Origin of the sequence: Cryobacterium cryoconiti (assembly GCF_004403065.1) — a bacterium.
In the GTDB taxonomy this organism is placed as follows: domain Bacteria; phylum Actinomycetota; class Actinomycetes; order Actinomycetales; family Microbacteriaceae; genus Cryobacterium; species Cryobacterium cryoconiti.
Map to the genome: position 1 here is coordinate 14711 of NZ_SOHA01000011.1, position 18411 is coordinate 33121.

General features: G+C 69.8%; 16 protein-coding genes and 1 pseudogene. 12 read left to right on the forward strand and 5 right to left on the reverse strand.

Translation table 11 applies throughout. From position 1 onward, the window contains the following. Positions 1-61: 61 nt before the first annotated feature. The 4 genes from E3T49_RS05400 to cofC all read left to right on the forward strand — a co-directional run bounded on the left by E3T49_RS05400 (position 62) and on the right by cofC (position 4121). On the forward strand, positions 62-1303 hold the full coding sequence (locus tag E3T49_RS05400) for a sensor domain-containing phosphodiesterase (protein WP_166785475.1): 1242 nt from the start codon (positions 62-64) through the stop codon (positions 1301-1303). A gap of 213 nt (positions 1304-1516) precedes the next feature. Next, the gene (locus E3T49_RS05405; RefSeq protein ID WP_134423946.1) at positions 1517-2518 is read left to right on the forward strand and encodes a TIGR03557 family F420-dependent LLM class oxidoreductase; all 1002 of its coding nucleotides are present in this window, start codon (positions 1517-1519) and stop codon (positions 2516-2518) included. A 2-nt stretch (positions 2519-2520) separates the two neighbouring features. Beyond that, the gene (locus E3T49_RS05410) at positions 2521-3438 is read left to right on the forward strand and encodes a coenzyme F420-0:L-glutamate ligase (protein ID WP_241972665.1); all 918 of its coding nucleotides are present in this window, start codon (positions 2521-2523) and stop codon (positions 3436-3438) included. Then, positions 3435-4121, forward strand: a complete 687-nt coding sequence (gene cofC / locus E3T49_RS05415; protein WP_166785476.1) for a 2-phospho-L-lactate guanylyltransferase — start codon at positions 3435-3437, stop codon at positions 4119-4121. Before E3T49_RS05410 ends, cofC begins: the two co-directional genes overlap by 4 nt. A 194-nt stretch (positions 4122-4315) precedes the next feature. Here cofC and cofD read toward each other — a convergent pair whose 3' ends face one another. The 4 genes from cofD to E3T49_RS05435 all read right to left on the reverse strand — a co-directional run bounded on the left by cofD (position 4316) and on the right by E3T49_RS05435 (position 8381). Further along, complete coding sequence (cofD, locus tag E3T49_RS05420; protein WP_134423947.1) at positions 4316-5317, reverse strand: 2-phospho-L-lactate transferase; 1002 nt, start codon at positions 5315-5317, stop codon at positions 4316-4318. Then, positions 5314-6222 carry an ABC transporter ATP-binding protein gene (locus tag E3T49_RS05425; protein WP_134423948.1) on the reverse strand — a complete coding sequence of 303 codons (909 nt, stop codon included), beginning with the start codon at positions 6220-6222 and terminating at the stop codon, positions 5314-5316. The genes cofD and E3T49_RS05425 overlap by 4 nt, the downstream gene beginning before the upstream one ends. After that, entirely contained in the window at positions 6213-7280 is a 1068-nt protein-coding gene (locus E3T49_RS05430) for a putative F420-0 ABC transporter permease subunit (protein ID WP_134423958.1), read from the reverse strand. Before E3T49_RS05430 ends, E3T49_RS05425 begins: the two co-directional genes overlap by 10 nt. A gap of 81 nt (positions 7281-7361) precedes the next feature. Further along, positions 7362-8381 carry a putative F420-0 ABC transporter substrate-binding protein gene (locus tag E3T49_RS05435; protein WP_338145416.1) on the reverse strand — a complete coding sequence of 340 codons (1020 nt, stop codon included), beginning with the start codon at positions 8379-8381 and terminating at the stop codon, positions 7362-7364. Between the two features lie 463 nt (positions 8382-8844). Here E3T49_RS05435 and E3T49_RS05440 point away from each other — a divergent pair, with 463 nt between their 5' ends. From E3T49_RS05440 to E3T49_RS05460, 5 genes are all read left to right on the forward strand, one after another. Continuing rightward, positions 8845-9693, forward strand: a complete 849-nt coding sequence (locus E3T49_RS05440; RefSeq protein WP_134423949.1) for a nitrilase-related carbon-nitrogen hydrolase — start codon at positions 8845-8847, stop codon at positions 9691-9693. A gap of 13 nt (positions 9694-9706) precedes the next feature. Further along, entirely contained in the window at positions 9707-11140 is a 1434-nt protein-coding gene (gene hydA, locus E3T49_RS05445) for a dihydropyrimidinase (protein ID WP_134423950.1), read from the forward strand. 12 nt (positions 11141-11152) lie between these two features. Further along, the gene (locus E3T49_RS05450; protein WP_134423951.1) at positions 11153-12169 is read left to right on the forward strand and encodes a TIGR03842 family LLM class F420-dependent oxidoreductase; all 1017 of its coding nucleotides are present in this window, start codon (positions 11153-11155) and stop codon (positions 12167-12169) included. A 115-nt stretch (positions 12170-12284) separates the two neighbouring features. Beyond that, a complete protein-coding gene (locus E3T49_RS05455; RefSeq protein ID WP_134423960.1) occupies positions 12285-13610 on the forward strand; it encodes an aspartate aminotransferase family protein in 1326 nt (441 codons plus the stop codon). A 251-nt stretch (positions 13611-13861) separates the two neighbouring features. Then, positions 13862-15367, forward strand: coding sequence for a CoA-acylating methylmalonate-semialdehyde dehydrogenase (locus tag E3T49_RS05460; protein WP_134423952.1), 1506 nt, complete (start codon positions 13862-13864; stop codon positions 15365-15367). A gap of 47 nt (positions 15368-15414) precedes the next feature. On the opposite strand, the gene E3T49_RS05465 is transcribed toward E3T49_RS05460, so the two are convergent. Beyond that, positions 15415-16338: a LysR family transcriptional regulator gene (locus E3T49_RS05465; protein ID WP_134423953.1), complete on the reverse strand. Its 924-nt coding sequence runs from the start codon at positions 16336-16338 to the stop codon at positions 15415-15417. Between the two features lie 138 nt (positions 16339-16476). Between E3T49_RS05465 and E3T49_RS16720 the strand changes: the two genes are divergently transcribed. The 3 genes and pseudogenes from E3T49_RS16720 to E3T49_RS05475 all read left to right on the forward strand — a co-directional run. Next, positions 16477-16599: a hypothetical protein gene (locus tag E3T49_RS16720; RefSeq protein WP_277613086.1), complete on the forward strand. Its 123-nt coding sequence runs from the start codon at positions 16477-16479 to the stop codon at positions 16597-16599. Positions 16600-16664: 65 nt separating this feature from the next. Continuing rightward, entirely contained in the window at positions 16665-17213 is a 549-nt protein-coding gene (gene pyrE, locus E3T49_RS05470; protein ID WP_134423954.1) for an orotate phosphoribosyltransferase, read from the forward strand. After that, positions 17213-18411, forward strand: a pseudogene (locus tag E3T49_RS05475) (hypothetical protein); the annotation flags it as partial. The gene pyrE and the pseudogene E3T49_RS05475, both read left to right, overlap by 1 nt.

Genomic DNA, 18411 nt, shown 5'->3' on the forward strand with positions numbered 1-18411 from the left:
AGCCCGCGGGTGCGTCGCTAGACTGACGAGGATCGCGCCCCGGCGCGGATGGGGGGACGCTGTGGGGGCGACAGTTGAGGCGCGCACGTCTGACGCCCTGTTCACTCAGATTCTTGCTGATCGACTGATCAGCACCAGGTTCCAACCCGTTGTCGAGCTCGACTCCGGCACCGTCGTGGCCTACGAGGCCCTCAGCCGGGGGCCGGTCGACACCGTGTTCCACAATCCGGCCGCACTCTTCGATCGCGCGCATGAGCTCGGCCTCGTCAACGATCTCGACCTGGCCTGTTGGCTGACAAGCATCCGCACCGCCACGGAACTGGGCTTCACCGCCGCGCACTCGCTGCTCGTCAATGTGGAGCCCGCATCGCTGCGCCGAGCCGACCTCGCCGACACGCCCCATCCGCCGGCCGCCGCTGTTCTCGAGGTCACCGAACGTGCCCTGATGAATGACCCGTCCGGACTGCTGTACGCCATCGACCGAGCGCGGTCGATGGGCTACCGCATCGCCATCGACGATCTCGGCGCCGACCCGGCCTCGCTGGCCCTGCTGCCCCTGCTGGCTCCTGACCTGATCAAGCTCGACATGGCGCTCATCCGCGAGCGCCCCGACCAGGATGCAGCCCGGGTGATGAGCGCCGTCGCCGCTCACGCCGAGCGCACCGGTGCCGTGGTGCTCGCCGAGGGCATCGAGACCGACGAGCACCGGGTCACCGCTCTCGCTCTCGGGGCCACGTACGGGCAGGGCTGGCTCTTCGGCCGCCCTGAGGCTGATGTGCCGAACGCGGCCGCCCTCGCCGGCATCGTCTTCCCTGCCGACCCCTCGGTCTCACTGCCGACGAGCGGCACCCCGTTCGAGGTTGTGGCGCCGAGGCGCACCCCGCGGCTGTCGAATCGAGCGCTGCTGGTGGAGATGAGCATCTTCCTGGAGTCCCGGGCGCTGGCCAGCGGCGACTCCGCCGTGGTGCTGTCGACCTTCCAGAACCACCAGAACCTCACCCCCGCCACCCGGCGCCGCTACGACGCGCTCGCCGAGACGGCCGGGCTGGTGGCGGTGTACATGGCCGGGGATGCTGCGCTCGAGCGCGGCCGGGGCATCCGCGTGGCCCAGATTGATGCGAACGACCCTCTGCTCGACGAGTGGGACATCGTGGTGCTCACCGCGGATTTCGCCGCCGTCCTGGCCGCCCGCGAGGTCGACCCCTCCAACCACGCCGCGGGCTCGTACGAGTTCGTCGTCACGCATGACCGCGAGCTCGCCACAGCCGCCGCCCTCACCCTGATCAACCGCCTTCCCGCCTGACGCGTCGGTCGCCGCGCGGATGACGCCGAGCGGATGCCGCACGCCGCCTGCCCCGTGACCTAGTTCCCGTTCCGGTCGAGAGTGCCCGCTACGGCGGTCACTCTCGACCGGAACGGGAACAGTGGGCACCGGGTTTCTGGGTGGGGAGGGGCGTTCTCGGAGGCTGAAGTGACAGGATTGAGGCTCACGACGACAAGGGCAGGGGCGGTTCCGATGACGGATTTGCAGATCGGCTATGCGGCAATGCTGGAGCAGTTCGCCCCCGCGGAGGCGGTGGCCCTCTCGGCCTACGCCGAGGAACACGGGTTCACCGGGGTGATGGCGGCTGATCACTTCCAGCCGTGGGTGCCCGCCCAGGGGGAATCCTCCTTCGTCTGGAGCGTGCTCGCCGCGATCGGTGAGCGCACCAGGGGCGACCTCGGCCCCGGCGTCACCGCGCCCACCTTCCGCTGGCACCCGGCCATGGTCGCCCAGGCCTCCGCGACCCTCGCTGCGATGTACCCCGGACGGCACTGGCTGGGCCTGGGCTCCGGTGAGGCGCTCAACGAGCACATCGTCGGCCAGTACTGGCCGGAAGCCCCGGAGCGGATCAACCGCATGTTCGAGGCCATCGAGATCATCTCGAAGCTGTTCACCGCCTCCATCGCCGGCAAAGACGTCAAGCACTCCGGCCAGTTCTACAAGCTCGAGTCGACCCGGCTCTGGACCATGCCCGAGGTGGCCCCGGAGATCCTCGTCGCCACGGCCGGCCCGGTCACCGCGAAACGCGCCGGCCGTCACGCCGACGGATTGATCACGGTCGGCGCCCCGCTGGAGAAGATCTCGATGCTGTTCGGCAAGTTCGACGACGGCGCCCGCGACGCCGGCAAGGACCCGGCCGCCATGCCCAAGGTGCTGCAGCTGCACATGAGCTGGGCCGAAACCGACGAGGAAGCCATGCGGAACGCCCTGGTCGAATGGCCGAACGGCGGAATGAAGTTCCCGAAGGCGGACATCCGTTCACCGTTCGAATTCGAGCAGATCGCCAAGCTCGTGCGCCCCGAGGACTTCGAGGGGCGCATGATCATCTCGGCCGACCCCGACGACCACCGGGCGTACATTCAGAAGTTCGTCGACCTCGGCTTCGACCGCATCTACCTGCACAACGTGGGACGCAACCAGCGCCAGTGGATCGACGTGTTCGGCCGCGACGTGCTGCCGAAACTCGTGCGCTAGCCGTGACGGAACCGGTGTCCGCCGAGCGGCCTGCCACCACCGCGGTGAGCGTTTTCGTGCTCGAGGGCATCGGCGAGATCGTCGCCGGCGATGATCTCGCCGCGCTCATCGCGGGTGCGGCCGGGTCCCGGCTCGAGCATGGCGACATCCTGGCGGTGACCAGCAAGATCATTTCCAAGGCCGAGGGCCGGCAGGTTGCCGCCGCCGACCGGGAGCAGGCGATCACCGACGAGACCGTGCGCACGGTGGCCACCCGTGCATTCCCGGGCGGGGTCACGCGCATCGTCGAGAACCGGCAGGGTCTCGTCATGGCCGCGGCCGGCGTCGACGCGAGCAACACCCCCGACGGCACGGTGCTGTTGCTGCCCGTCGACCCCGACGCCTCCGCGCGCGCGCTCCGCACCACCCTGTGCGAGCGCACGGGCCTGCGCCTCGGCGTGATCATCACCGACACCGTCGGCCGCCCCTGGCGGGAGGGCCAGACCGACATCGCGATCGGCGCGGCCGGCGTGGCGGTGCTCGATGACCTCCGGGGCACGGATGACGCGTTCGGCCGCCGCCTCTTCGTCACCGTCGCGGCCGTGGCCGACGAGATCGCCGGCGCCGCCGACCTCGTGAAGGGCAAGACCAGTGGCAACCCCGTGGCCGTGGTGCGCGGGCTGGGGCGCCTCGTGCTCGAGCCGAGCGCCGGGCCGGGCGAGGCGGATGCCCCCGGCGCGACCCGGCTGCTGCGCCCGAGCGAGAACGACATGTTCCGGCTGGGGAGCGCTGAGGCTCACGCGGAGGGTTTCGCGGACGGTCGCGCGGAAGGTTTCGCGGACGGGTACGCGGCAGGTCTGGCTGCAGCAGGGCTGGCTGCGGCCTCGGCCGGATCCGCGGCGGGCGCTGCCGTCGGCGACCCGGCATCCGTCACCGAATGAGCTGGGTGGCGATCGTGCCGGTGAAGGGCAACCCCGGGGCGAAGAGCCGGCTCGGCGACCGGCCCGACCGGGCCGGTCTGGCGGATGCCTTCGCCCTCGACACGGTCGCGGCTCTGCTCGCGGCACGCGGGGTGGGCCGGGTGCTGGTGGTCACCGCCGATGACGCACTCGCCACCCGGCTCGCGGCTCTCGGCGCGGAGATCGTGCCGGAGCAGCCGTGGACCGGTGACGGCGGGCCGGAAGCGTCGGTCTCCGAGGACGGCCGCGAAGGTGCAGGCCCGATGAACGCGGCGATCCGCACCGGGCTCGCGGCGGCACGCGCACGACTCCCGCTGGCGAACCTGATGGTGCTGACCGGGGACCTCCCGGCTTTGACCCCCGCGGACGTCGAACGCACCCTGCACCTCGCCGCCGCGCAGGAGCGCAGCCTGGTGCCCGACGCGGCCGGAACCGGAACCACGACCCTGCTCGCGCTCGCCGGGATCCCGATCGAGCCTCGGTTCGGGGAGAGATCCCGGGCTGCCCATGAGGCCGCCGGCCATGTGGTGCTCGGGCTGGAGGCATCCGTTTCGATCCGATGCGACGTCGACACCACCGCCGATCTCGCCGTGGCGCAGCGCCTCGGCCTCGGCGAGCACACCCGACTCCTCGTCGACGGTCCCGGGGCGGCTTCCGCCGGTTGACCGGCGCGCTGCCCGCGCTGCCCGCGCTGCGACGCTAAAGCAGGAGATATTCCGGAGACGCCGGCTGAGCGGGCGCTGCGACCGGCGTGTCGCGAAAATCTCCGACCTTCCGTGCATGCCGATTGCGGCATGACGTCGAAGAGGCCCTGGCGCTACCGCCGCCGCGGGCGCTCCCGCTGGCCTCCCGCCGCAGTTCAGACCACCGCGAGGGTGCCGCGGGCAAGGTCCAGCGTGTCGGCTGCGAGCCGCTTCGTCGTGGGCGCATCGCGCATCCAGAGCGGCACGGCAACCGCACGGATGCCGGCAGCCGCCAGCGCCGGCAGCGCGCCGGCATCCGTCTCGTCCACCAGCCACGCGTCGAGCACGCCGTTCGCGGCCCGGGAGCCGTAGTGCAGGCCCACGGCCTCGGCCGAAGTCTGCACACCGATGGTGTGCAGGCAGGCGTCGGCCATGCCGCGCACGGCGGAGCCCGCGATGATCGGCGAGACGCCGACCACGGCGGCGTTCGTGTGGCGCAGGGCGTCGCGGATGCCCGGAACGGCCAGGATCGTGCCCACCGAGACGACCGGATTCGACGGCGGCAGGATGACCAGGTCGGCAGTCAGGATGGCGTCGACGACCCCGGGCGCGGGCACCGCGGACTCGAGCCCGACCTGCACGAACTCGGTCACCGGCACGCCTGCGCGGTAGCGCACCCACCACTCCTCGAAGTGGATCAGCTCGCCCGCCCGGTGCTCATCCGCCTCCATAGCCAGTCGGGCATGTGTCTCGACGGGGGTGTCGCTCATCGGCAGCAGCCGGGCCCCCGGCTGCCAGCGGCGGCAGAGGAACTCGGTGGCCTCGCTCAGAGTGGCCCCGTTCCGGAGCAGGTCGCTGCGCACGATGTGCGTGGCCAGATCCAGGTCGCCGAGCGTGAACCAGGACCAGCCGCGCCCGTAGGCGGCGATCTCTGCGGAGGCGCGGCGGGACTCCTCCGGCCGCCCCCAGCCCTGCTCCTCGTTGATGCCGCCGCCCAGGGTGTACATCACGGTGTCGAGGTCGGGGCAGATGCGCAGCCCGTCGAGCCACATGTCGTCTCCCGTGTTCACGATCACGGTCACCGTCGCATCCGGTTCGGTGTCCGCCAGGTGCTGCAGCAGCCCGCGGGTGAACCGGGCGCCGCCGATGCCTCCGGCCAGAACCGTGATGGTCGTCATGCTTGTCCTCTTCCGCGCCGGTGGTATGTCAGGGCAGGCGCAAGCGCCGGGGCCGCGGTCACGGGTGCGAACCCGGGCGCCGCCGCCGGCGAGAACACGATCACCGGATGTCCGCCGCGCGGATGCGGGATCACATCACAGTCCACGCCGTAGACCTCTGCGATGGTGGCGGGCCGCAGCACCTCCTCGGGGGTGCCGGCGGCGACGAGCCGGCCGCGATGGAGCAGCAGGATCTGGTCGCAGAACGCGGCCGCCAGGTTCAGATCGTGCAGAGCCATGATGGCGGTCAGGCCTGTGTCTGTGCCGGCAGCGGGATCGGCGCACAGCCCGCGCACCTGCCCGAGCAGCCCGAGCTGGGCGCTCACGTCGAGATGGTTGTTCGGTTCGTCCAGCAACAACAGGCTCGGGCGCTGAGCGAGCGCCCGGGCGATCTGCGCACGCTGCTGCTCACCGCCGCTGAGCGTGTGCCAGGCCCGGTCGGCCAGGTCGCTGCCGCCGACCATGGCCAGCGATTCCTCGGCGACCCGGTGGTCGTCGTCGCCGCCGAAGCTGCCGAGCACCCGGCTGCGGTGCGGGATCCGGCCGAGCAGCACGACCTCGCGCACCGTGAGGTCGATGCTGGGGGCGGCGTTCTGCTCGAGCAGCGCCACCCGCCGGGCGGTTTCCCGCCGCGACAGCGCCGACACTCCCCGGGGGCGAAGCCCGCCGACGCGCTCTCCGTCGAGTTCTACGCCGCCGGCATCCGCTGTCTCCAGCCCCGCGATCAGGCGCAGCAGCGTGGATTTGCCGGCCCCGTTGGGCCCGAGCAGGCCGGTGACCGCGCCCGTGGGGACGACGGCCGACACGTCGGTCAGGATCGGGGTGCCGCCCATCCGGAATGACACCCGGTCGAGGATCACGACCATGCGGCGGCCTTCCTGCTCTTGATCAGCACGATGAAGACGGGCACGCCGATCAGGGCGGTGATGATGCCCACGGGCAGTTCGCGCGGGTCGAACACCGTGCGGGCGAGCGTGTCGGCCAGGATCAGGAACAGGGCGCCGAGCACCACGGTCAGCGGCAGCAGGCGGCGGTGTCCCGGCCCGCTCAGGCCGCGCACGAGGTGCGGCAGGATCAGGCCGACGAAGCCGATGGCCCCGCTCACGGCCACCATCGCGCCGGTCAGCAGCGCCACCGCGCCGAGCAACAGCCACCGGGTGCGGTTGACGTTGATGCCGAGGGATGCCGCGGCCGTGTCCCCGAAGGTGAACGCGTCCAGGCGGGTGGCCGAGAGCAGGATTCCGCTGCCGACCAGCACCAGCGCGGTGCCCGAGATCACGACGCTGGACCACGAGCTGCCGGCCAGAGAGCCCAGCAGCCAGTTCAGGATCTCCCGGTAGGAGTCGCCCTTGGCGGCCCAGAAGATGATGAACGAGGTGCCGGCTCCCCCGAGCTGGGCGATCGCCAGCCCGGAGAGCACCGCGCGACCGGGGGTGATGGTTCCGCCGACCCGGGCGATGCTGAGTGTGGCGACGAGGGCGGCCAGCGCGCCGAGGAACGCGGCGGCGGGCAGGGCCACGGCCACGCCGAGGATGATGACGCAGACCGCGCCGAGGGAGGCTCCGCTGGACAGCCCGAGCAGGTAGGGATCCGCCAGCGGGTTCCGGGTCACCGACTGCATGACCGCGCCGCTGAGCGCGAGGCCTGCCCCCACCGCGGCCGCGGTCAGCACGCGCGGGAGGCGCAGCTGCCACACGATCGAGTCGGTCAGCGGGGCCACCTCGGCCACGCCGGGCAGGCCGAGGTGCCCGGCCAGACTCGCGGCGACATCCGTCAGTCTCACGTCGGCCGGGCCGATCGTCACGGCGATCCCCGCCGTGAGCACGAGCGCCAGCACCGACAGGGCCAGCCAGCCCAGATAGCGGGCGCGCGAGGTGTCACGACGGCGCTGGACCGCCGTTCGCTCCGCCTGCTGCACCTCCATGTGAATCACCTGCCTTGTCTGCCTGTCGGTCGTGCCCTGTCGGTCGGGTGCCGGTGTGCTCGGCTCGGCTGCGGGTCGGCCCTAGCCGACCGTCGACGGCTCGAGCGCCGCGAACTGCTCGATGGTCGACGCGGCGGCCTCCACATTGCGGATTCCGGCCTCGGTGGCCGCGAACGGCAGCACGATGTAGTGCTTCGCCTTCACGGCGTCGAGCTGCTGCGTGGCCGGGTTGGCCTCGAGGTTCGCGATCTTCGACGCCGCGGTGTTCCAGGTGGCGTCGACGAGCACGATCACGCTCGGGTTCGCCTCGACGACCGATTCCCAGCCCACCGAGGTCCAGGTGTCCTTCACGTCAGCGAACACGTTGGTCAGGCCCGCGGCCTCCAGGATCATGTTGGGCGAGCCGATGCCGGCACCCACGTAGGGGGTGTCGGTGCCGCTCGAGTACCAGAGCGCGGTGGTGTCGTCGTCGGTCGGTTGCAGGGCCGCGAGGGTTTCCTGCTGGTCGGCGACCAGCTCGGCCGCGGCCTCCTCGGCACCGAAGATCGCGCCGGCCTCGGTGATCTCGTCGAACACGGAGTCGAAGGTGAGCGGGTCGGGCATATACCCCTCGCCCTTGCAGGCCGCGGGGGAGACGTAGCTGCCGATGCCGAGGTCGCTGAGGCCCGCGCGTTCGCCCACGCCCTCGGCCGAGAAGTTGGACTCCCAACCGGCGTAGACGAAGTCGGGCGTGAGGCCGAGGACGGCCTCCTGGCCGGGTACGAAGTCGCTGACCACATTCAGGTCGGCGCCGGCCTTGTCGAGGGATGCCGGCAGCGGCCCGTCGAGGAACGCCGAGCCCACGATGCGGTCGGCCAGGCCGAGTGCGAGCAGCAGCTCGGTCGCCGACGACTTGATCGTCACGATGCGTTCGGGCGCGGCCTCCACGGTCACGTCGGTGCCGCAGTTGTCGATCATGACCGGGTAGCCCGCGCCCGCGCCCGTGCCGGCGCCCGGCTCAGCGGTGGGCTCGGCGGCGGGACTCGCTCCGGCGCATCCGCTCAGCAGCAGCGCGGACGCGGCAGCGCCCACCGCCATGAGGTACATCGGTTGAAGTTTCACAGAACCACCTAGATTCGGTCCCACCCTCGGCCGCGAGAGCGCAGAATGCGCCCTTGTGGCGTCGCGGAAGGGGCAGATTTTGCACTTTCGCGAGCGGAGAGGCTGGGAGAAGAAGAAATGGGAACCGAGGGAGTGTCGGCGACCCGTCGCTCAAGTCAGAGGCGACGCAACCGGTCAGAGCCAACCGGCGGTCTGCTTTCAGCCTAGGCCAGAACGTCGGCGGGGCCCATCCTGCGGGCTCCGCGAGCGCCTCCGGCGCCGCGGGCGCCGCGGGCACAGGAGGGCATGGGGGTGACGGATGATCGGACCACCCGCGTGTGCCGGACCCTCCGTGGGGATAAACCCTTGCCACCGGCTGATTCGCTCGACAGGATGAGGAACGCACGTGTCGCGAAAGAAGAACCACTACGGACAATGTCGTTCGGCTTGACGTTGTTCCATCACCGGCGAATGTGGAGACAAGATGACTGTAGTTCGGGCAGCAATCACCCAGACCGCGTGGACGGGTGACCAGGAGTCGATGGTCCGGAAGCACGAGGGGTTCGTGCGCACGGCCGCCGAAGCGGGAGTGCAGGTGATCTGCTTCCAGGAGTTGTTCCACGGCCCGTACTTCGGCATCGTGCAGGATCCCAAGTATTACGCGTACGCGCAGAGCGTGCCGGGCCCGCTCACGGAGCGGTTCCAGAAGCTTGCCGCCGAATACGAGATGGTGATCGTGCTCCCCGTCTATGAGGAGGAGCAGCCCGGTGTGCTCTACAACACGGCCGCCGTGATCGACGCCGACGGCAGCTACCTCGGCAAGTACCGCAAGCACCACCTGCCCCACCTGCCGCAGTTCTGGGAGAAGTTCTACTTCCGTCCCGGCAACGCCGACTACCCCGTCTTCGACACCAGGGTCGGCAAGATCGGCGTCTACATCTGTTACGACCGGCACTTCCCGGAGGGCTGGCGGGTGCTCGGCCTGAACGGCGCCGAGATCGTGTTCAACCCCTCGGCCACCAAGCCCGGCCTGTCCAACCGGCTCTGGGAACTCGAGCAGCCGGCCGCCGCCGTCGCCAACCAGTACTACATCGGCGCCAACAACCGCATCGGCACCGAGACCGAGGAGTTCGGCGCCGACGCCGTCACGTTCTACGGCAGCTCCTACTTCGTCGACCCGCGCGGCAACTACGTCGGCGAGGTGGCCTCCACCGACACCGAGGAGATCGTCATCCGCGACCTCGACCTGGGCGTCATCCGCGAGGTGCGCAACTCGTGGCAGTTCTACCGGGACCGCCGTCCCGACTCCTACGGCCCGATCGTGGCACCGTAGGCCGGGGCGCGCCATGAAGACCCTGATCCAGAACGGCACCGTGGTCAGCGCGACCGGCCGGGTGCAGGCGGATGTCCTCATCGACGGCGAGATCATCGTCGCCGTGCTGGCACCCGGCTCCGCCCTCCTCGGAAACGACCTCGCCGCATCCGTCGACCGCGTGATCGACGCCACCGGCAAGTACGTGATCCCCGGCGGCGTCGACGCGCACACGCATATGCAGCTGCCGTTCGGCGGAACCGCCGCCAGCGACACCTTCGAGACCGGCACCCGGGCCGCGGCCTGGGGCGGCACCACCACCATCGTCGACTTCGCGGTGCAGAGCTACGGCCAGCGCGTCTTCGACGGTCTGGCGGCCTGGCACGAGAAGGCCGCCGGGAACTGCGCCATCGACTACGGCTTCCACCAGATCATCGGCGACCTGAACGAGGACTCGCTGCAGGCGATGGACGGGCTGCTCGACGAGGGTGTGTCCAGCTTCAAGCTGTTCATGGCCTACCCCGGAGTCTTCTACTCGGATGACGCGCAGATCCTGCGCGCCATGCAGAAGTCGGCCGAGACCGGGCTGATGACCATGATGCACGCCGAGAACGGCCCGGCCATCGACGTGCTCGTCACGCAGCTGCTCGCACAGGGCAAGACCGACCCCTACTACCACGGGGTCGCGCGCGCCTGGCAGCTGGAGGAGGAGGCCACGCACCGTGCGATCATGCTCGCCAACCTCACCGGGGCGCCGCTCTATGTGGTGCATGTGAGCGCCAAACAGGCCGTCGAGCAGATCGCCGCCGCCCGCGACCTGGGCCAGAACGTGTTCGGTGAGACCTGCCCGCAATACCTCTATCTGTCGCTCGAGGAGAATCTCGGGGCACCCGGTTTCGAGGGGGCGAAGTGGGTCTGCTCCACCCCGCTGCGCTCACGGGCCGAGGGCCACCAGGACCACCTGTGGCAGAGCCTGCGCACCAACGACATCCAGATGGTCTCCACCGATCACTGCCCGTTCTGCATGAAGGGCCAGAAAGAGCTGGGCCGCGGCGACTTCTCGAAGATCCCCAACGGCATCGGCTCGGTCGAGCACCGCCTGGACCTGCTCTACCAGGGCGTCGTCAACGGTCGCATCACGCTCGAACGCTGGGTGGAGATCACCTCGACCACGCCGGCCCGGATGTTCGGCCTCTACGGCAGGAAAGGGGTCATCCAGCCCGGGGCGGACGGCGACATCGTGATCTACGACCCGAACGGCCACACCTCGATCGGCCTGCCCGTCAACGGGAACGGCAAGACCCACCACATGAACATGGACTATTCGGCCTGGGAAGGCTACGAGATCGACGGCCACGTCGACACCGTGCTCTCCCGCGGCAAGATCGTCATCGACGACAACGCCTACCTCGGGGTCAAGGGCGACGGCCGGTTCGTCAAGCGCGGCCTGAGCCAGTACCTGATCTAGACGGGACACCAGATGGATTTCGGAGCAGTACTGCAGACCAACCCGCCGGCCGCCCGCACGGTGCAACTGGCCAAGCTGGCCGAGGCGCACGGCTTCAGCCACGTCTGGACGTTCGACTCGCACCTGCTCTGGCAGGAGCCCTACGTCATCTACAGCCGCATCCTCGCGGAGACGAACACGATCATCGTCGGTCCGATGGTCACCAACCCCGGCACCCGCGACTGGACGGTGACGGCGTCGACCTACGCGACCCTGAACGAGATGTACGGCAACCGCACCATCTGCGGCATCGGCCGCGGCGACTCGGCGGTGCGCGTGATCAACGGGGCACCCACCACCCTGAAGACGCTGCGCGAGTCGGTGCACGTCATCCGTGAACTCGCCAACTCCCGGTCGGTCGAGTACAACGGTGCGACCCTGCAATTCCCGTGGAGTCGCGGGTCGACCCTCGACGTGTGGGTGGCCGCCTACGGTCCGCTGGCCCTGAAACTGGCGGGCGAGGTCGGCGACGGCTTCATCCTGCAGATGGCCGACCTCGACGTGGCCGCGTGGATGATCCAGACCGTGCGGGAGGCGGCGGCGAATGTCGGCCGCGACCCGTTGTCGATCAAGTTCTGCGTGGCCGCGCCGATGTACATCGGCGATAACTGGGGCCATATGCGCAACCAGTGCCGCTGGTTCGGCGGCATGGTCGGCAACCACGTGGCCGACATCGTCGCCAAGTACGGCACCGAATCGAAGGTGCCGAAGGCGCTGACCGACTACATCACCGGCCGGCAGGACTACGACTACAACCAGCACGGCCGGGCCGGCAATGTGCACGCGGACTTCGTGCCCGACGAGATCATCGACCGGTTCTGCCTGCTCGGCCCCGCGAAGGACCACATCGAGAAGCTCGAGGCCCTGCGCGCCATCGGCGTCGACCAGTTCGCCGGCTACCTGCAGCACGACAACAAAGAAGAGACGATGCGCGTCTACGGGGAGACCGTGATCCCGGCGATGGCCGACACCATCGTCGCGAAGACATGACGGGGTCTGCCCGAATAGGGCAGACTTCGAGCCGATTGAGGTCACACTGAGAGAGGATGATCCACGACCTCACCATCTCAACGCAGAGAGAAAGAACTCGATATCCGTGAATGACATCACACCATCAAGCGCCACGGCGAGCCGCAACGAGCTCGCCTACGACCTCGACCGGGCACACGTCTTCCACTCCTGGTCGGCCCAGGGTTCCCTGAAGCCGCTGGTGATCGCCGGCGGGCAGGGTTCCCGGGTCTGGGACTATGACGGGCGCAGCTACCTGGACTTCTCCAGCCAGCTCGTCAATGTGAACATCGGCCACCAGCATCCGGCCGTCACCGCGGCCATCATCGAGCAGGCCGGCCTGCTCGCCACCGTCGCACCCTCCACGGCGACGCTCTCCCGCGGCGAGGCCGCCAGGCGCATCGTCGAACGGGCGCCGGAGGGCTTCAACAAGGTCTTCTTCACCAACGGTGGGGCGGATGCGATCGAGAACGCGATCCGGATGGCGCGCCTGCACACGGGCCGCGACAAGGTGCTCTCCACCTACCGCTCGTACCACGGCAACACGGGCGCGGCCATCGTCGCCACCGGCGACTGGCGTCGCATCCCGAACGAGTTCGCCCGCGGGCACGTTCACTTCTTCGGCCCGTGGCTCTACCGCAGCGAGTTCTGGGCGACCAGCCCCGAGCAGGAGTCGGAGCGCGCCCTGCGCCACCTCGAGCGCGTGATCCAGAGCGAGGGTCCCGCGGGCATCGCGGCCGTGCTGCTGGAATCCATCCCCGGCACCGCCGGCGTGCTCGTGCCGCCGCCCGGCTACCTCGAAGGCGTGCGCGCCCTGTGCGACCGCTACGACATCATGCTGATCCTCGACGAGGTGATGGCCGGCTTCGGCCGCACCGGCACCTGGTTCGCGTTCGACGGCTTCGACGTGGTGCCCGACCTGATCACCTTCGCGAAGGGCGTCAACTCCGGCTACGTCCCCACCGGCGGGGTGATCATCTCCGACTCCATCGCGCACGACTTCGACACCACGGTCTATCCCGGCGGACTCACCTACAGCGGGCATCCGCTGGCGATGGCGTCGATCGTGGCCGCCCTCGACGCCATGGAGACCGAGGGCATCGTGGAGAACGCCGCCCGGATCGGGCGCGACGTGCTCGCGCCGGGGCTCGCCGAGCTGCAGGCCAAGCACAAGGTCATCGGCGAGGTGCGCGGGCTCGGCGTGTTCTGGGCGCTGGAACTCGTCGCCGACCGGGAGACCCGACAGCCGCTCAGCGGCGCCGTGATGGGCCGGATCAAGTCGGAACTGCTGGCCCGCAACCTGCTGCCGTTCCTGGCCGAGAACCGGATCCACGTGGTGCCGCCGTGCGTCGTCACCGACGCCGAGGTCGCCGAGGCGCTCGCGATCTACGACGAGGTGCTCAGCCTCGACCTGCTCGACTGACCGCCCCACCCCCTTCCGCCGGAGGTTGAGCTTGTCGAAACCGCTCGTCGAGGCCGGATCTCGACGGGCTCGATCACCGCACTTCCGGAGGTTGAGCTTGTCGAAACCGCTCGTCGAGGCCGGATCTCGACAGGCTCGATCACCGCATTTCCGGAGGTTGAGCTTGTCGAAACCGCTCGTCGAGGCCGGATCTCGACGGGCTCGATCACCGCACCTCACCGCAACTCGATGACGAGAATGAAGAGAGACCAATGACCATGACCGAACTGCCCGCAATCACCCACTGGATCGACGGGGCTCCCGCCCTCGGCGTCTCGACCCGCACCGCGCCCGTCTTCAACCCTGCCCTCGGGACCGTCGCGAAGAATGTGCTCCTCGCCGACAGCACCGACGTCGACACCGCCGTCGCCTCCGCGCAGGCCGCCTACCCGCTCTGGCGCGACAGCTCCCAGGCGAAGCGCCAGGGGGTCATGTTCAACTTCCGCGAGCTGCTGAACGCGCGCAAGGGCGAGCTGGCCGACATCCTCACCGCCGAACACGGCAAGGTGACCTCCGACGCGCTCGGCGAGATCGCGCGCGGCCTCGAGGTCGTGGAGTTCGCGCTCGGCATGCCGCACCTGAGCAAGGGCGAGTACTCCGAGAACGTGTCCACGGGCGTCGACGTCTACACGCTGAGCCAGCCGCTCGGCGTGGTGGGCATCATCAGCCCGTTCAACTTCCCCGCCATGGTGCCGCTCTGGTTCTTCCCGATCGCCATCGCGGCCGGCAACACGGTCGTGCTCAAGCCGAGCGAGAAGGACCCGTCCGCGTCGAACTGGATGGCCGCACTGATGACCGAGGCGGGCCTGCCCGCCGGTGTGCTCAACGTCGTGCACGGCGACAAGGAAGCCGTCGACGCCCTGCTCGTGCACCCCGACGTGCAGGCGATCTCATTCGTCGGCTCCACGCCGATCGCGAAGTACATCTACGAGACGGCCGCCCGTAACGGCAAGCGCGTGCAGGCCCTCGGCGGGGCGAAGAACCACATGCTCGTGCTGCCCGACGCCGACCTGGACCTGGCCGCGGATGCCGCGGTCAACGCCGGTTTCGGCTCGGCGGGGGAGCGTTGCATGGCGATCAGCGTGGTGGTGGCCGTGGAACCGGTCGCCGACGAGCTGGTCGCCAAGATCACCGAGCGACTCACGGGCCTCCGGGTGGGCGACGGCATGCGCGGATGCGACATGGGGCCGTTGATCACGAAGGTGCACCGCGACAAGGTGGCGTCCTACATCGACCTGGCCCACTCCGACGGCGCCGAGGTCGTCGTGGACGGCCGCGGCATCGAGGTGGACGGCGACGCGAACGGCTTCTGGCTCGGTCCGACCCTCTTCGACCGGGTCGGCACGGATTCGGACGTCTACCTCGACGAAATCTTCGGCCCGGTGCTCTCCATCGTGCGGGTCGCCAGCTACGCCGAGGGGCTCGCGCTGATCAACAAGAGCCGCTACGGCAACGGAACGGCCATCTTCACCAACGACGGCGGGGCCGCCCGAAGGTTCCAGAACGAGGTGCAGGTGGGCATGATCGGCATCAACGTGCCGATCCCCGTCCCGGTGGCCTACCACTCCTTCGGCGGCTGGAAGGACTCCCTGTTCGGCGACGCCAAGGCCTACGGCCCGGCCGGGATCGCCTTCTACACCCGGGAGAAGGCAATCACGAGCCGGTGGCTGGACCCCAGCCACGGCGGCATCAACCTGGGCTTCCCGCAGAACGCCTAGCGCAGGTTCGAGCGCGTCCGCGGCCCCGAGAGGGAAGAAAGGAGGAGCTAGGTGATGAGGGCGTGCTGGGCCTGCACGCGGGCGGCCTCGGTGCGCAGCACCTCCAGGACCGTGCGCACGGCCAGGCGCTCGGCCCGGTCGGGGCGCATCAGCGCCACGATCTGCCGCTCAGCGTCCACGCCGCGCAGCGGCTTGAGCAGCAGCTTGCCCGGCTGGTCGCCACCCCAGGTGTAGCGGGGAACCAGGGCGATGCCGAGGCCCGCCACCACGAACGCCTCGATCACCCGCAGGTCCGCGAACTGCTGGGCGACGGTGATCTGGCTGCCGGCCGTCTGCTCGATCTGGTGCAGGATGCGCTCGAACGGGTAGCCGGCCGGCGCGCCGATCCAGGTCTCGCCGATCACGTCCGCGGGGGTGATCCACGACCGGGAGGCCAGCCGGTGGTCGGCCGGCAGTCCCACGTCCAGCGGCTCGGTCATCAGCGGAACGACCGTGAGGCCGCGGCCGCCCCAGGGGAGCTGTCCGCGCAGGCTGTAGGCGAGCACGATGTCGTACTCCGCGGTGAGCGCGGGGAAGTCGCTCAGCTCCGGGTCTTTGTCGGTGCAGTTGACGGCGAGTCCGGGCACCTCAGCGAGGTGTTTCAGGGCTCCCGGCAGCAGCATTTCGCCCGCGGTCGGAAACGTGACCAGGCTGACCACGCCGGTCGCGTCGTTGCGGAATTCGTCCCAGACCGCGCGGGCGCGGGCGAGGGCGACCGCGACATCCGTTGCGCTGCGGGCCAGAGCGCGGCCGGCATCCGTCAGGATCAGGCCGCGTCCGCTGCGCTCGGTCAGAGGCAGGCCGGCCTCGCGCTCGAGCACCTTCAGCTGCTGCGAGACAGCGGATGGCGTGCGGTGCGTCGCGCGGGCGACCTCGGTGATGCTGTGGCGTTCGGCCAGTTCGCGGAGGAGTTCGAGTCGTTGGACATCCATGTAGTAACGCTACACACTTCGTGCAGAACTATGCGATTGTGCTGCAAAGTCAAAGATGGTGGAATGAATACGTCGAACTCGTGCAATGGTGCCTCCGTCTCCCCGACATCAACCCTCCATTTCCCGAAAGGTACGACCGTGTTTGTTCTCCTCGCCGTTCTCGTTCTCATTGTGATCGCCTCCATCGTTGCCGTCGTGGTCGACGTGCACAAAGACGGATTCCGTCGCGTCCCCGAACGCAAGCTCGTTCGCATCTTCTAGAACACCTCAGCTCGAGACTCGCCTGCTTCAAGTTCCGCGCCGGTCGATGGCCTAAAGTTGATCCCGTGACGGATACACGCCAGCAGCTCATCGCCCACATCGCGGCCGAAGCCGTTTTCCACGGGGATTTCACCCTGACCAGCGGCAAGAAGGCGACGTACTACGTCGACCTTCGCAAGGTCAGCCTCGACCACCGCGTCGCCCCGTTGATCGGCCAGGTCATGCTCGACCTGATCGCCGATATCCCGGATGTCGCGGCGGTCGGCGGCATGACCATGGGCGCCGACCCCGTCGCCGCGGCCATCCTGCACCAGGGTGTGGCGCGCGGTGCCGCGTACGACGCCTTCGTCGTGCGCAAGGAGCCCAAGGACCACGGTCGTGGCAAGCAGGTCGAAGGGCCTGACCTGGCAGGCAAGCGCGTCATCGTGCTGGAAGACACGTCCACGACGGGCGGATCCCCGCTGGCGGCCATTGACGCGCTCCTCAAGGTGGGTGCCGTCATCGCCGGCGTCGCCGTCGTCGTCGACCGCAACACCGGTGCCCGCGAAGTCATCCAAGCCGCCGGCTACCCCTACTTCGCCGCCATCGGCCTTGAGGACCTGGGGCTGAACTAGTGCCCAAGGACGAGGTGCCCGGCGAAGATGGGATGGCCTGGCTGGCATCGCAGCTCGGCGACGGCGCACGCCCGGCCCTGCCGGACGAGTACTCGCCCCGCCAGTCGCCGCGGTGGCCGAAAACCTCGCGCATCGTTCCGCCGGAACCCGTCGTCGAACCGTCGACGCACACCGGCGTCTTCCTCTGGGGGCTGAAGCCCACCACCCAGCCCGACCCGCGTCTCGCCAGGGCCGCTGCGGCCCGGGCCGCGGCGGTGTCGGCAACCGCGTCGGCTGCCGCATCGGCTGCCGCTCCCCATCCGGGTGCGTCTGAAGCCGGCGCCGGCACTGCCTCTGCGTCCTCTGCTTCTTCTGCGTCGACGGGCGCGGTGCCCACGACGACCGCTGCCCTGTTCGTCGTCACGCCCGCGATCTTCCCGGCGCGCCCGGTCCGGCCGGTTGCCGTGGACGAAACGGATGCCACGTCGGCTGCCGACCTGACGCCCGCCGGTGTGCAGCCCGCGCCGGCCCCGGCGCTCACGGCGTCCGGCGACACAGCCGCCCCTGCTGTCGAGCCTGCTCCCGCTCCCGCTCACACGCCCCGGGAGGTGCCGGCCGGCGCCGGTGCGGACGAGCCGCTCGGGGGCATCCGTTCGACGGATGCCGCCCTCGAGCCGGCACCCTGGTGGGCCACTCTGACGCAGTCGCCTCTCGTGCTGACGGCCGAGGAGATCGCCGCCGCCGACCGTCTGGCCGGCCGCACGCCGCCGGCTTCCGCCCCGCTTCCGGCCCCGCTTCCAGCGCCCCTGTCTGCCCGCGGGCGTCTGCGCGCGCGTCTGGCGGCCACCATGTCTGCCGCTGAGACCGTGGCGCTGTCCGCTCTTCCCACGGCCGCTGCCCCTGGCGCTGCCGCGACGAGCCCGGCACCGTCCGCGGTGACCCCCGTGCCGCCTTCGGTGACCCCGGCACCTTCCTCGGCGATCCAGGCTGCCGCGGCGTCGGAAACGGTTGCCGGCGCAGTCGTGACCGATGCCTCGGGTTCTGCCGCTGCCGGTGGTGACGGCTCCGGAGCCGACCCCGGAGCGGGCTCGGCCGGGTCTCCGGCAGCCGATTCCGCGCGGGGCGCGGTCCCGGCGGCATCCGTTTCCCCGCAGCCGGCCGCCGTCCCGCGGCCCGCTGCATCCGCCGCCCCGCGGCCCGCTGCCGCGATGCCGGCCCC

Bases quoted from the DNA above. Each gene is read 5' to 3' on its own strand.
- E3T49_RS05405 (WP_134423946.1), top strand. From the start codon at position 1,517: ATGACGGATTTGCAGATCGGCTATGCGGCAATGCTGGAGCAGTTCGCC.
- cofC (WP_166785476.1), top strand. From the start codon at position 3,435: ATGAGCTGGGTGGCGATCGTGCCGGTGAAGGGCAACCCCGGGGCGAAG.
- cofD (WP_134423947.1), bottom strand. From the start codon at position 5,317: ATGACGACCATCACGGTTCTGGCCGGAGGCATCGGCGGCGCCCGGTTC.
- E3T49_RS05425 (WP_134423948.1), bottom strand. From the start codon at position 6,222: ATGGTCGTGATCCTCGACCGGGTGTCATTCCGGATGGGCGGCACCCCG.
- E3T49_RS05430 (WP_134423958.1), bottom strand. From the start codon at position 7,280: ATGGAGGTGCAGCAGGCGGAGCGAACGGCGGTCCAGCGCCGTCGTGAC.
- E3T49_RS05440 (WP_134423949.1), top strand. From the start codon at position 8,845: ATGACTGTAGTTCGGGCAGCAATCACCCAGACCGCGTGGACGGGTGAC.
- hydA (WP_134423950.1), top strand. From the start codon at position 9,707: ATGAAGACCCTGATCCAGAACGGCACCGTGGTCAGCGCGACCGGCCGG.
- E3T49_RS05450 (WP_134423951.1), top strand. From the start codon at position 11,153: ATGGATTTCGGAGCAGTACTGCAGACCAACCCGCCGGCCGCCCGCACG.
- E3T49_RS05460 (WP_134423952.1), top strand. From the start codon at position 13,862: ATGACCATGACCGAACTGCCCGCAATCACCCACTGGATCGACGGGGCT.
- E3T49_RS05465 (WP_134423953.1), bottom strand. From the start codon at position 16,338: ATGGATGTCCAACGACTCGAACTCCTCCGCGAACTGGCCGAACGCCAC.